The organism is Streptomyces agglomeratus (genome assembly GCF_001746415.1).
Lineage (GTDB): Bacteria > Actinomycetota > Actinomycetes > Streptomycetales > Streptomycetaceae > Streptomyces > Streptomyces agglomeratus.
Map to the genome: position 1 here is coordinate 3,432,999 of NZ_MEHJ01000001.1, position 12,909 is coordinate 3,445,907.

Sequence of the window (12,909 nt, forward strand, 5' to 3'; positions counted from 1 at the left end):
AAGGCACCCCGATGTCGGAAGCCACCCAGCGGACCGTCCGCACCGTCCTCCAGACGGCCATCGCCATCGCCGTCGTCCTGCCGGCGCTCGTCGAGTCGTCCGGACTCGCGCGGAGCCTGCCGTGGGCCGCCGGGGCGGTCGCCGCCGCCGGCACGCTCAGCCGGCTGATGGCGCTCGACTCCGTACAGCGACTGCTGCCCCGGTCCCTGCGCATCCCCCGCCGTGACAGTGACCTGCTGTCCCTTCTCCAGCAGCACCGGAGCCGCCCATGACCGAGCCCGCACCTCACGACCCGGCGGCCGTCGCACTGGAGCTGGAGCGACTGCGCGGCACCGTGGAGGTGGGATTCGCCCGGGTCGACGGATCACTCGCCCTGCTCGTGCAGCGCAGTGACCAGAGCGACCGGCAGCTGGCCGACCACGAGACACGGATCGACACGCTGGAGCGCGGCCGGTGGCCGCTGCCCAGCCTCGCGGCCGTCACGGCCATCGCCGGAATGCTGCTGTCCCTCTGGCAGCTCAGCACGCGCTGAACCGGCCCCGGAAACGCCGCAGGGCGGCCACCCCGTGAAGGGTGACCGCCCTGTGGACGTACAGACACGCGCTCTTACTGGTTGTACGGACCGTAGTCGTAGTCCTCCAGCGGAACGGCCTGGCCGGAGCCGGTGCCGAACGGCGAGTAGTCGATGTCGTCGTAGCCGACGGCCGAGTACATCGCGGCCTTGGCCTCCTCGGTGGGCTCGACCCGGATGTTGCGGTAGCGGGACAGACCCGTACCGGCCGGGATGAGCTTACCGATGATGACGTTCTCCTTGAGGCCGATCAGGGAGTCGGACTTGGCGTTGATCGCCGCGTCCGTCAGAACCCTGGTCGTCTCCTGGAAGGACGCCGCCGACAGCCACGACTCGGTCGCCAGCGAGGCCTTGGTGATACCCATCAGCTGCGGACGGCCGGAGGCCGGGTGGCCGCCTTCCGTGACCACACGACGGTTCTCGCCCTCGAAGCGGCCGCGCTCGACGAGCTCGCCCGGAAGCAGCTCGGCGTCGCCCGACTCGATGATCGTCACGCGGCGGAGCATCTGCCGGATGATGATCTCGATGTGCTTGTCGTGGATCGACACACCCTGGCTGTTGTAGACCTTCTGGACTTCGCCGACCAGGTGGACCTGGACCGCGCGCTGACCGAGGATCCGCAGCACGTCGTGCGGGTTGGTGGCGCCCACGGTGAGCTTCTGGCCCACCTCGACGTGGTCGCCCTCGCCCACCAGCAGACGGGCACGCTTCGAGATCGGGAACGCCGTCTCGTCGCTGCCGTCGTCCGGGGTGACGACGATCTTCTTGGTCTTCTCGGTCTCCTCGATACGGATGCGGCCGGCCGCCTCCGAGATCGGGGCGACACCCTTGGGCGTACGAGCCTCGAAGAGCTCGACGACACGGGGCAGACCCTGGGTGATGTCGTCACCGGCCACACCACCGGTGTGGAAGGTACGCATCGTCAGCTGCGTGCCGGGCTCACCGATGGACTGGGCGGCGATGATGCCGACCGCCTCACCGATGTCGACCAGCTTGCCGGTGGCCAGCGAGCGGCCGTAGCAGAAGGCACAGGTGCCGACCGCGGACTCGCAGGTCAGGACCGAGCGGGTCTTGACCTCCTCGACGCCGTGCACGACCAGCTGGTCGATGAGCACGTCACCGAGGTCGACGTTGGCCGGCGCGATGACCTTGCCGTCGATGACGACGTCCTCGGCGAGCATGCGTGCGTACACGCTCGTCTCGACGTCGTCGGTCTTGCGGAGGATGCCGTCGGCGCCCTTCTCCGCGATCTTCAGCTTGAGGCCGCGGTCGGTGCCGCAGTCCTCCTCACGGATGATCACGTCCTGCGAGACGTCCACCAGACGACGGGTCAGGTAACCCGAGTCGGCGGTACGCAGGGCGGTGTCGGCGAGACCCTTACGGGCACCGTGGGTGGAGATGAAGTACTCCAGCACGGACAGACCCTCACGGAACGACGCCTTAATCGGGCGAGGAATCGTCTCGTTCTTGGCGTTCGACACCAGACCACGCATACCGGCGATCTGACGCATCTGCATCATGTTTCCTCGGGCACCCGAGTCAACCATCATGAAGATGGGGTTCGTCTTGGGGAAGTTCGCGTTCATCGCCTCGGCAACCTCGTTGGTCGCCTTGGTCCAGATCGCGATGAGCTCCTGAGTGCGCTCTTCCTTGGTGATGAGACCGCGCTCGTACTGCTTCTGGACCTTCTCGTCCTGCGCCTCGTAGCCCTTGACGATGGCCTTCTTGGCCTCGGGCACGACGACGTCGGAGATGGCCACGGTGACGCCCGAACGGGTCGCCCAGTGGAAGCCCGCCGCCTTCAGGTTGTCGAGCGTCGCCGCCACGATCACCTTGGGGTAGCGCTCCGCCAGGTCGTTGACGATCTCGGAGAGCTGCTTCTTGCCCACCGAGTAGTCGACGAACGGGTAGTCCTCGGGCAGCAGCTCGTTGAAGAGCGCGCGGCCCAGCGTGGTGCGCAGCCGGAAGCTGTCACCCTGCTGGAACTCCTGCTCGCCCTCCTCGGCGACCGGCGGCACCCAGCCACGCGGCGGGATGGTGCCCACCGGGAAGCGGATGTCGACCTTGGCCTGGAGCGACAGCTCGCGGTTGTCGAACGCCATGGTCGCCTCGGCGGTCGAGCCGAAGCTGCGGCCCTCACCGATGACCTTGCGCTCTTCCTCGTCGGTCGTGAGGAAGAAGAGACCGAGAACCATGTCCTGGGTCGGCATGGTGACGGGACGACCGTCGGCCGGCTTCAGGATGTTGTTCGAGGACAGCATCAGGATGCGGGCCTCGGCCTGCGCCTCCGCGGAGAGCGGCAGGTGAACGGCCATCTGGTCACCGTCGAAGTCCGCGTTGAACGCGGTGCAGACGAGCGGGTGGATCTGGATGGCCTTGCCCTCGACCAGCTGGGGCTCGAAGGCCTGGATGCCGAGGCGGTGCAGCGTGGGCGCACGGTTCAGCAGAACCGGGTGCTCGGCGATGACCTCTTCGAGCACGTCGTACACGACCGTGCGGCCGCGCTCGACCATGCGCTTCGCCGACTTGATGTTCTGCGCGTGGTTCAGGTCGACCAGGCGCTTCATCACGAACGGCTTGAAGAGCTCCAGCGCCATGGCCTTCGGCAGACCGCACTGGTGCAGCTTGAGCTGCGGGCCGACGACGATCACGGAACGCGCGGAGTAGTCCACACGCTTGCCGAGAAGGTTCTGACGGAAGCGGCCCTGCTTGCCCTTGAGCATGTCGGACAGCGACTTCAGCGGACGGTTGCCGGGGCCCGTGACCGGGCGACCACGACGGCCGTTGTCGAAGAGCGCGTCGACGGCCTCCTGAAGCATGCGCTTCTCGTTGTTCACGATGATCTCGGGAGCACCGAGGTCAAGGAGTCGCTTCAGGCGGTTGTTGCGGTTGATCACGCGGCGGTACAGGTCGTTCAGGTCGGAGGTCGCGAAGCGGCCACCGTCCAGCTGCACCATCGGACGCAGGTCCGGCGGGATGACCGGCACGCAGTCGAGCACCATGCCCTTGGGGCTGTTGCTCGTCTGAAGGAACGCGGAGACGACCTTGAGGCGCTTGAGCGCACGGGTCTTCTTCTGGCCCTTGCCGGTACGGATGATCTCGCGGAGCCTCTCGGCCTCCTCCTCGAGATCGAACGACTCCAGACGCTTCTGCAGAGCAGCCGCGCCCATCGAGCCGTCGAAGTACGTACCGAAGCGGTCGCGCAGCTCGCGGTAGAGCAGCTCGTCGCCCTCGAGGTCCTGGACCTTGAGGTTCTTGAAGCGGCTCCACACCTCGTCGAGACGGTCGATCTCGCGCTGCGCACGGTCGCGCAGCTGCTTCATCTCACGCTCGGCGCCTTCGCGCACCTTGCGGCGTACGTCGGCCTTGGCGCCCTCGGCCTCGAGCTCGGCCAGGTCGGTCTCGAGCTTCTTGGCGCGGGCTTCGAGGTCGGCGTCGCGACGGTTCTCGACCTGCTGACGCTCGACGGAGACGTGCGCCTCCAGGGACGGCAGGTCGCGCGTACGGCGCTCCTCGTCCACGAACGTGATCATGTACGCGGCGAAGTAGATGACCTTTTCGAGGTCCTTCGGCGCGAGGTCCAGCAGGTAGCCCAGGCGCGACGGGACGCCCTTGAAGTACCAGATGTGGGTGACGGGTGCGGCCAGCTCAATGTGGCCCATCCGCTCACGACGCACCTTGGCGCGAGTTACCTCGACGCCGCAGCGCTCGCAGATGATGCCCTTGAAGCGGACACGCTTGTACTTACCGCAGTAGCACTCCCAGTCCCGGGTCGGGCCGAAGATCTTCTCGCAGAAGAGTCCGTCCTTCTCGGGCTTGAGCGTGCGGTAGTTGATGGTCTCCGGCTTCTTCACTTCGCCGTGCGACCAGGTCCGGATGTCGTCCGCGGTGGCGAGGCCGATCCGCAGCTCGTCGAAGAAGTTGACGTCGAGCACTTGTCGTCAATCCCTCTTTCGGGGTCGAGAGTCAATCATGGTCTGAACGGGTCCGGGGAGAGCCGGCCGCTGCGGTGAAGCAGCGGCCGGACAACCCGTCAGACCTCTTCGACGCTGCTCGGCTCGCGCCGGGACAGGTCGATACCGAGCTCTTCCGCAGCGCGGAAGACGTCCTCGTCGGTGTCGCGCATCTCGATGGACATGCCGTCCGAGGACAGCACCTCCACGTTGAGGCACAGGGACTGCATCTCCTTGATGAGCACCTTGAAGGACTCGGGGATGCCGGGCTCAGGAATGTTCTCGCCCTTGACGATGGCCTCGTAGACCTTCACGCGGCCGGTGACGTCGTCGGACTTGATGGTCAGCAGTTCCTGGAGGGCGTACGCGGCGCCATAAGCCTCCAGCGCCCACACCTCCATCTCACCGAAGCGCTGGCCACCGAACTGGGCCTTACCACCCAGCGGCTGCTGGGTGATCATCGAGTACGGACCGGTCGAACGAGCGTGCAGCTTGTCGTCGACCAGGTGGTGGAGCTTGAGGATGTACATGTACCCGACCGAGATCGGGTCCGGGAACGGCTCACCCGAGCGGCCGTCGAACAGGTTGGCCTTGCCGGACGGCTGGACCATCCGGTTGCCGTCGCGGTTCGGGATCGTGGACTCGAAGAGACCGGAGATCTCGTCCTCGCGCGCACCGTCGAACACCGGGGTGGCGACGTTGGTGCCGGGGGCGACCTCGTCGGCGCCGATGACCTTGAGGCGCTCCATCCACTCCTCGCTGCCCTCGACCTTCCAGCCCTGACTGGCGAGCCAGCCCAGGTGGATTTCGAGGACCTGTCCCGGGTTCATTCGGGACGGGACACCCAGCGGGTTGAGGATGATGTCGACCGGGGTGCCGTCCTCCATGAACGGCATGTCCTCGATCGGCAGGATCTTCGAGATGACGCCCTTGTTGCCGTGACGGCCGGCGAGCTTGTCACCATCGGTGATCTTGCGCTTCTGCGCGACGTAGACGCGAACCAGCTGGTTCACGCCCGGCGGCAGCTCGTCGCCCTCTTCGCGGTCGAAGACGCGGACGCCGATGATCTTGCCGACCTCGCCGTGCGGCACCTTCAGCGAGGTGTCGCGCACCTCGCGCGCCTTCTCACCGAAGATCGCGCGCAGCAGGCGCTCTTCCGGCGTCAGCTCGGTCTCACCCTTGGGCGTGACCTTGCCGACGAGGATGTCACCGGCGACGACCTCGGCACCGATACGGATGATGCCGCGCTCGTCGAGGTCCGCGAGGACCTCTTCGGAGACGTTCGGGATGTCCCGGGTGATCTCCTCGGGGCCGAGCTTGGTGTCACGGGCGTCGACCTCGTGCTCCTCGATGTGGATCGAGGAGAGGACGTCGTCCTGCACCAGACGCTGGCTGAGGATGATCGCGTCTTCGTAGTTGTGACCCTCCCACGGCATGAACGCCACGAGCAGGTTCTTGCCGAGCGCCATCTCACCCTGCTGGGTGGCGGGCCCGTCGGCGAGGACCTGGCCCTCGACGACCCGGGCGCCCTCGTCCACGACAACCTTCTGGTTGACGGAGGTGCCCTGGTTGGAGCGGGAGAACTTCGCGATCCGGTACGTGGTGTACGTGCCGTCGTCGTTGGCGACGGTGACGTAGTCCGCGGAAACCTCCTGGACCACACCGTCCTTCTCCGCCTTGATGACGTCACCGGCGTCGACCGCGCAGCGGTACTCCATGCCGGTGCCGACGAGCGGCGCCTCGGACGTGATCAGCGGCACGGCCTGACGCATCATGTTCGCGCCCATGAGCGCGCGGTTGGCGTCGTCGTGCTCGAGGAACGGGATCATCGCGGTCGCGACCGACACCATCTGGCGCGGCGAGACGTCCATGTAGTCGACGTCGTCGCCGGGGATGTAGTCGATCTCGCCGCCACGACGGCGGACGAGCACGCGCGACTCGGTGAAGCGCATGTCCTCACCCAGCGTCGCGTTGGCCTGGGCGATCACGAAGCGGTCTTCCTCGTCGGCCGTCAGGTAGTCGACCTCGTCGGTGACCACACCTTCGGTGACGCGGCGGTACGGCGTCTCGACGAAACCGAACGCGTTGACGCGTCCGTACGAGGCGAGCGAACCGATCAGACCGATGTTCGGGCCTTCGGGAGTCTCAATGGGGCACATGCGGCCGTAGTGAGACGGGTGCACGTCACGGACCTCGAAGCCGGCCCGCTCACGGGAGAGACCACCCGGACCAAGCGCCGACAGACGGCGCTTGTGGGTGAGACCCGACAGCGGGTTGTTCTGGTCCATGAACTGCGACAGCTGGCTGGTGCCGAAGAACTCCTTGATGGAGGCGACGACCGGCCGGATGTTGATCAGGGTCTGCGGCGTGATCGCCTCGACGTCCTGAGTCGTCATCCGCTCGCGTACGACGCGCTCCATACGAGCCAGACCCGTGCGGACCTGGTTCTGGATGAGCTCGCCGACGTTACGCAGACGACGGTTGCCGAAGTGGTCGATGTCGTCGGTCTCGACGACGATGCTCCGGCCCGACTCGCCGACCGTCTCGACCTCGCCGGCGTGCAGCCGGACCAGGTACTTGATGGTGGCGATGATGTCCTTGCTGGTGAGGACACCCGCGTTCAGCGGCTCGTCGGCGCCGAGCTTCTTGTTCACCTTGTAGCGGCCGACCTTCGCGAGGTCGTAGCGCTTCGGGTTGAAGTAGAGGTTCTCGAGCAGCGTCTGAGCGGCCTCGCGCGTGGGCGGCTCGCCCGGGCGGAGCTTGCGGTAGATGTCGAGCAGCGCGTCGTCCTGGCCCTGGGTGTGGTCCTTCTCCAGGGTGGCGCGCATGGACTCGTACTCGCCGAACTCTTCGAGGATCTGCTCGGTGGTCCAACCGAGAGCCTTGAGGAGAACGGTCACGGACTGCTTGCGCTTGCGGTCGATGCGGACACCGACCATGTCGCGCTTGTCGATCTCCATCTCCAGCCAGGCACCCCGGGACGGGATGATCTTGGCGGAGAAGATGTCCTTGTCGGACGTCTTGTCGATGGAGGAGTCGAAGTAGACACCCGGCGAGCGGACCAGCTGCGACACGACGACACGCTCGGTGCCGTTGATGACGAAGGTGCCCTTGTTGGTCATGAGCGGGAAATCGCCCATGAAGACCGTCTGGGACTTGATCTCGCCGGTCTCGTTGTTGGTGAACTCTGCGGTGACGAAGAGGGGAGCGGCGAACGTGAAGTCGCGCTCCTTGCACTCGTCGATCGAGTTCTTCGGCGGCTCGAACCGGTGGTCGCGGAACGTCAGCGACATCGACCCGGAGAAGTCCTCGATCGGCGAGATCTCCTCGAAGATCTCTTCCAGACCAGACTTGGTGGGGACGTCCTGTCCGCTCTCGAGAGCGGCCTCGACGCGACCCTTCCAAGCGGCATTGCCGAGCAGCCAGTCAAAGCTCTCGGTCTGCAGCGCGAGGAGGTTAGGAACCTCGAGGGGCTCCTTGATCTTTGCAAAGGAGATGCGCAGCGGGGCGGTGCTGGCGCCGTTGTTCGTATTGGAGGTCGAGGCGTTGCGCGAGGCGGCCAAGAGGGGGTCCTTCCGAGGGCTCGGACTCACTACGCGCGTACCGGTCCCAAGCTGGCACAGCGGCAGAATTCCCTGGTCAGGGAAGTCGGCCATCAGATGCTCGAGCGAGGGTATGCCCCTGGTGACGGGCAGGAGGCAGCTAACAGGCAGCGCAAAGGGTCAGTGTAGCCACTTGGCTCACTGATGTCCAGAGCGGGTCGTTCGACACCCTCGCTGTACTCAACTCCTGCGGAAAGCCATGCGCTCGATGCGCATATCAGTACTGCCCTCTACGTCGCCGATCCATGCCTCGGATCCGGATCGGTATGACGACGCGTCCTGAGAATTGCGCGCCTCGTGCGGTTCGTCAAGGCCCCCAGGCTCCCGGGCTCCCCCGGGGCGTACGGCGAAGATCACGATACTCGCCCCGACGCGAAGAGCAAGGAAGGCATCCCGGGAACGCCTCAGGGCGACCACCCGAACGGGTGATCGCCCTGAGGACGTGGAGCGCTGAGTCAGAGACTCAACGAGGTCACTTGACCTCGACAGCCGCGCCGGCGGCCTTGAGGGACTCGGCGGCCTTCTCAGCGGCCTCCTTGGCGACCTTCTCGAGGACCGGCTTCGGAGCGCCGTCGACGAGGTCCTTGGCCTCCTTCAGACCCAGCGAGGTCAGCTCACGCACGACCTTGATGACCTGGATCTTCTTGTCGCCGGCACCGGTGAGGATGACGTCGAACTCGTCCTGCTCCTCGGCGGCCTCGGCGGCGCCACCGGCGACACCACCGGCGACGGGGGCGGCAACCGCGGCGGCGGCGGTGACGTCGAACTTCTCCTCGAAGGCCTTCACGAACTCAGAGAGCTCGATGAGGGTCATCTCCTCGAACTGCGCGAGCAGGTCGTCCTGGGTGAGCTTCGCCATGATGGCGTCCTTCCACTAATTCGGCTGGTGCCGATGTACATGTGAGGCGGGCGTACTTCCGGCCCGCTGCGACCTGCGCCTGCGGCGTCGGTCAAAAAGCGAGCCGAATTACTCGGCACCGCCCTGCTCGGCCTGCTTGGCACGAAGCGCCTCCGCGGTGCGGACGAACTTCGACGGAAGCGCCTTGAACAGCGAGGCAGTCTGCGACTGCTTGCCCTTCATGGCGCCCGCCAGCTTGGCGAGCAGAACCTCGCGGGACTCGAGGTCCGCGAGCTTCTTGATCTCATCGGCGGACAGCGCCTTACCGTCAAGGACACCGCCCTTGATGATCAGGTTGGGGTTGTCCTTGGCGAAGTCACGAAGACCCTTCGCCGACTCCACCGGGTCACCGGTGATGAAGGCAACCGCCGTCGGACCTGCGAACAGGTCGTCCAGCGTGTTGATCCCGGCCTCGTTGGCCGCAATCTTGGTCAGCGTGTTCTTCACCACGGCGTACTGGGCGTTCTCACCGAGCGAACGACGCAGCGTCTTGAGCTGCGCCACGGTGAGACCCCGGTACTCGGTCAGCACGGCGGCGTGCGAGCTACGGAACTGGTCCGCGAGCTCGGCTACCGCGGCAGCCTTGTCGGGCCTTGCCATAGAGCGTCGGCCTCCTTCCGGGTGATGAGGACCGCTCAGAAGGGGCTGGGCAAAACGAAACGCCCCGGCGCAGGCGCACGGGGCTGAGCTCGACCGACTGCGCTCTTGAAGAGCGTGTCCGGGAGCTTTCCACGACACCTGCGCGGGTCGTCCGCACCTAGCGGATCCTTCGGCCACCGCGCCCTCTTGCGAAGACACAGCAACGACCAGCGGTCTTTGGCTTCTGGGGAAGACTACGCGAACGGCTCACCCACAAGCAAATCGGGCCCCGCGCCTCCCCTGGGGGGAAGTACGGGGCCCGATCAGAGCCGCTCAGTGAGCCCTGGGAGAGCCCAGGGCCCGACCCGGTCAGACGGCGACCGGGTCCTCCTCGACGAGGAGGTTACGGGTGCGGTTGGGGTCCAGCGGGATGCCGGGGCCCATCGTCGTGGCGAGGGCGGCCTTCTTGATGTAGCGGCCCTTCGCGGCGGACGGCTTGAGACGGAGGATCTCCTCCAGCGCCGCGGCGTAGTTCTCGACCAGCTTCGTCTCGTCGAAGGAGACCTTGCCGATGATGAAGTGCAGGTTCGAGTGCTTGTCGACGCGGAACTCGATCTTGCCGCCCTTGATGTCCGTGACAGCCTTCGCCACGTCCGGGGTGACCGTTCCGGTCTTCGGGTTCGGCATCAGACCACGCGGACCGAGCACGCGGCCGAGGCGGCCGACCTTGCCCATGAGGTCCGGGGTGGCGACGACGGCGTCGAAGTCCAGACGGCCCTTCGCGACCTCGTCGATGAGCTCGTCGGAGCCGACGATGTCGGCGCCGGCGGCCTCCGCGGCCGCAGCACGGTCACCGGTCGCGAAGACCAGGACCCGGGCGGTCTTGCCGGTGCCGTGCGGCAGGTTCACGGTGCCGCGGACCATCTGGTCGGCCTTGCGCGGGTCGACGCCCAGACGCATGGCGACCTCGACGGTGCCGTCGAACTTCGTGGTGGAGGTGTCCTTGGCGATACGGACGGCCTCGAGCGGGGCGTACAGGCGCTCCCGGTCGATCTTCGCGTCCGCGCTGCGGAAGTTCTTGCTGCGCTTCACTTCTGCTCCTGGGGTATGGAGGTGGAGTCGTGGTGCGGACCAGCGCTTGGCCCTACCACTGAGGTGCTACGGGGACTTTCAGCCCTCGACGGTGATGCCCATGGAACGGGCGGTACCGGCGATGATCTTGTCCGCGGCCTCGAGGTCGTTGGCGTTCAGGTCGGGGAGCTTGACCGTCGAGATCTCACGCACCTGAGCGGCGGTGAGCTTCGCGACCTTGGTCTTGTGGGGCTCGCCCGATCCCTTGTCCACACCAGCGGCCTTGAGGATCAGCTTCGCGGCCGGCGGGGTCTTCGTCACGAAGGTGAAGGAGCGGTCCTCGTAGACCGTGATCTCCACCGGCACGACCATGCCACGCTGCGACTCGGTCGCGGCGTTGTAGGCCTTGCAGAACTCCATGATGTTGACGCCGTGCTGGCCGAGCGCGGGGCCGACCGGCGGAGCCGGGTTGGCCGCGCCGGCGTTGATCTGGAGCTTGATGAGCCCCGTGACCTTCTTCTTCTTGGGAGGCATTGCTCTCTCCGGGTCCTAGTGAGAGTTTCCTGCCATCCGATCACCGGACGGAGGCATACCGCACAACGATAACGGGTATAGCTGTGCGGCTAAAAACCGAGCAGGTCAGACCGGCTGCGAGAGCCTGTCTGACCTGGTCGGAAGCGGGGGTCCAGAGAAGATCAGTTCTTCTGGATCTGGTCGAAGCTGAGCTCGACCGGGGTCTCGCGACCGAAGATCTCGACGAGGCCCTTGACCTTCTTGGAGTCGGCGTTGATCTCGTTGATCGTCGCCTGGAGGGTCGCGAAGGGGCCGTCGGTGACGGTGACCGAGTCGCCCACCTCGAAGTCCAGAACCTGGACCTCCATCTTGCGGCTGGGCGCCGGCTTGCCCTCGGCCTCGGCTGCCTCGCGGGCGGCCTTCTCCTCGGCCTCCGGAGCGAGCATCTTGACGATCTCGTCCAGGGTCAGCGGGTACGGGTCGTAGGCGTTGCCGACGAAGCCCGTGACGCCGGGGGTGTTGCGGACAACGCCCCAGGACTCGTTGGTGAGGTCCATGCGGACCAGGACGTAACCGGGAAGCTTGTTCTGGCGGACGTTCTTGCGCTCGCCGTTCTTGATCTGGACGATCTCTTCCTCGGGCACTTCGGCCTGGTAGATGAACTCCTCGACGTTCAGCGAGACCGCGCGCTGCTCCAGGTTCGCCTTCACGCGCTTCTCGTACCCGGCGTAGGTGTGGATGACGTACCACTCGCCGGGCAGGGTGCGGAGCTCCTCGCGGAGCGCGGCGATCGGGTCGGCGGGCGCGGCGGGCTCGGCGGCCTCTTCCTCGTCCGACTCGGCGTCCTCGCCGGACTCGGCGTCGGCGGCGTCCACAGCTTCGTCTTCGTCGGCCTCTGCGGCTTCCTCGGCGACGGCCTCTTCGGACTCGACGTGCACGGCGGCCTCTTCCGCCGGCTCGCCCGCAGCGACGTCAGCAGCTTCCGCCTGGTCCTCGTCGGCCGCCTCGACGATGTCGAGCTGGTCCTCAGCGGACTCCGGGCTTTCGCTCGGCTCAACGGCGTCGTTCAGGTTCGGGTCAGACACGGTGGCTGCTTCTTCCTGGATACATATGGGTGGAACGGCGAAAGGGGCGCCGGGTGAGGCGCCCTACGCGGGATCAGCCGAAAACGTACTTGACGGCTCGGGCGAAGCCCATGTCGATCACGGTCACGATGCCGATCATGATGACGACGAAGACAATCACCACGGTGGTGTAGGTCGTCAGCTGGCTGCGCGTGGGCCAGACGACCTTGCGGAGTTCTGCGACGATCTGGCGGTAGAAGAGCGCGAGACGGCCCAGGGGGCCCTTCTTGCCGCGCTTGCCGCCTTTGCGAGACTTCTTGCTGGAATCCGGCGTCTCGTCCTGGGCATCAGGCATGTCGATGGAGCCCACGGCGTCCGTCACGCTACTCACCTGATTCCGGGTCGTGGCCGTGCCGCGCCCGGTGGAGCCGCACGGCAGTGCATAGAAGTACGTACATGCGCACACATCCTGGCGAAGATGTGTGTAGCAGGGCCGGAGGGACTTGAACCCCCAACCGCTGGTTTTGGAGACCAGTGCTCTACCAATTGAGCTACGACCCTTTGTGGTTCCCCCAACCTACCGCATCCGGCCGAGTGCACGGAGTGCGCACGGCGGAGTGGCTGATGAGGGGCCAACGACGAGTGAGTGTACGTGGTC

Annotated in this window: 10 protein-coding genes and 1 tRNA gene; 2 read left to right on the forward strand and 9 right to left on the reverse strand. The window is 66.1% G+C overall.

Annotation, left to right across the window (positions count from 1 at the left end; translation table 11 throughout):
- Positions 1–11 precede the first annotated feature (11 nt).
- Together AS594_RS14705 and AS594_RS14710 are read left to right on the forward strand one after the other, a co-directional pair.
- The gene (locus AS594_RS14705; RefSeq protein WP_069927470.1) at positions 12–272 is read left to right on the forward strand and encodes a hypothetical protein; all 261 of its coding nucleotides are present in this window, start codon (positions 12–14) and stop codon (positions 270–272) included.
- A complete protein-coding gene (locus AS594_RS14710; protein ID WP_069927471.1) occupies positions 269–532 on the forward strand; it encodes a hypothetical protein in 264 nt (87 codons plus the stop codon). Before AS594_RS14705 ends, AS594_RS14710 begins: the two co-directional genes overlap by 4 nt.
- Before the next feature lie 74 nt (positions 533–606).
- On the opposite strand, the gene AS594_RS14715 is transcribed toward AS594_RS14710, so the two are convergent.
- From AS594_RS14715 to AS594_RS14755, 9 genes are all read right to left on the reverse strand, one after another.
- A complete protein-coding gene (locus AS594_RS14715; protein WP_069927472.1) occupies positions 607–4,506 on the reverse strand; it encodes a DNA-directed RNA polymerase subunit beta' in 3,900 nt (1,299 codons plus the stop codon).
- A 98-nt stretch (positions 4,507–4,604) separates the two neighbouring features.
- The gene (gene rpoB / locus AS594_RS14720; RefSeq protein WP_069927473.1) at positions 4,605–8,087 is read right to left on the reverse strand and encodes a DNA-directed RNA polymerase subunit beta; all 3,483 of its coding nucleotides are present in this window, start codon (positions 8,085–8,087) and stop codon (positions 4,605–4,607) included.
- Between the two features lie 511 nt (positions 8,088–8,598).
- Positions 8,599–8,985 carry a 50S ribosomal protein L7/L12 gene (gene rplL, locus AS594_RS14725; protein ID WP_069927474.1) on the reverse strand — a complete coding sequence of 129 codons (387 nt, stop codon included), beginning with the start codon at positions 8,983–8,985 and terminating at the stop codon, positions 8,599–8,601.
- A 108-nt stretch (positions 8,986–9,093) separates the two neighbouring features.
- Positions 9,094–9,624: a 50S ribosomal protein L10 gene (gene rplJ / locus AS594_RS14730; RefSeq protein ID WP_069927475.1), complete on the reverse strand. Its 531-nt coding sequence runs from the start codon at positions 9,622–9,624 to the stop codon at positions 9,094–9,096.
- A gap of 348 nt (positions 9,625–9,972) precedes the next feature.
- Positions 9,973–10,695, reverse strand: coding sequence for a 50S ribosomal protein L1 (gene rplA / locus AS594_RS14735; RefSeq protein ID WP_069932869.1), 723 nt, complete (start codon positions 10,693–10,695; stop codon positions 9,973–9,975).
- 78 nt (positions 10,696–10,773) lie between these two features.
- Complete coding sequence (rplK, locus tag AS594_RS14740; protein ID WP_028812391.1) at positions 10,774–11,208, reverse strand: 50S ribosomal protein L11; 435 nt, start codon at positions 11,206–11,208, stop codon at positions 10,774–10,776.
- Between the two features lie 161 nt (positions 11,209–11,369).
- Entirely contained in the window at positions 11,370–12,272 is a 903-nt protein-coding gene (gene nusG, locus AS594_RS14745; RefSeq protein WP_069927477.1) for a transcription termination/antitermination protein NusG, read from the reverse strand.
- 73 nt (positions 12,273–12,345) lie between these two features.
- Positions 12,346–12,633, reverse strand: a complete 288-nt coding sequence (gene secE / locus AS594_RS14750; RefSeq protein ID WP_028812393.1) for a preprotein translocase subunit SecE — start codon at positions 12,631–12,633, stop codon at positions 12,346–12,348.
- A 106-nt stretch (positions 12,634–12,739) separates the two neighbouring features.
- Positions 12,740–12,812, reverse strand: a tRNA-Trp gene (locus AS594_RS14755).
- Positions 12,813–12,909: the final 97 nt, after the last annotated feature.

Bases quoted from the DNA above. Each gene is read 5' to 3' on its own strand.
- AS594_RS14705 (WP_069927470.1), top strand. From the start codon at position 12: ATGTCGGAAGCCACCCAGCGGACCGTCCGCACCGTCCTCCAGACGGCC.
- AS594_RS14710 (WP_069927471.1), top strand. From the start codon at position 269: ATGACCGAGCCCGCACCTCACGACCCGGCGGCCGTCGCACTGGAGCTG.
- rplL (WP_069927474.1), bottom strand. From the start codon at position 8,985: ATGGCGAAGCTCACCCAGGACGACCTGCTCGCGCAGTTCGAGGAGATG.
- rplJ (WP_069927475.1), bottom strand. From the start codon at position 9,624: ATGGCAAGGCCCGACAAGGCTGCCGCGGTAGCCGAGCTCGCGGACCAG.
- rplK (WP_028812391.1), bottom strand. From the start codon at position 11,208: ATGCCTCCCAAGAAGAAGAAGGTCACGGGGCTCATCAAGCTCCAGATC.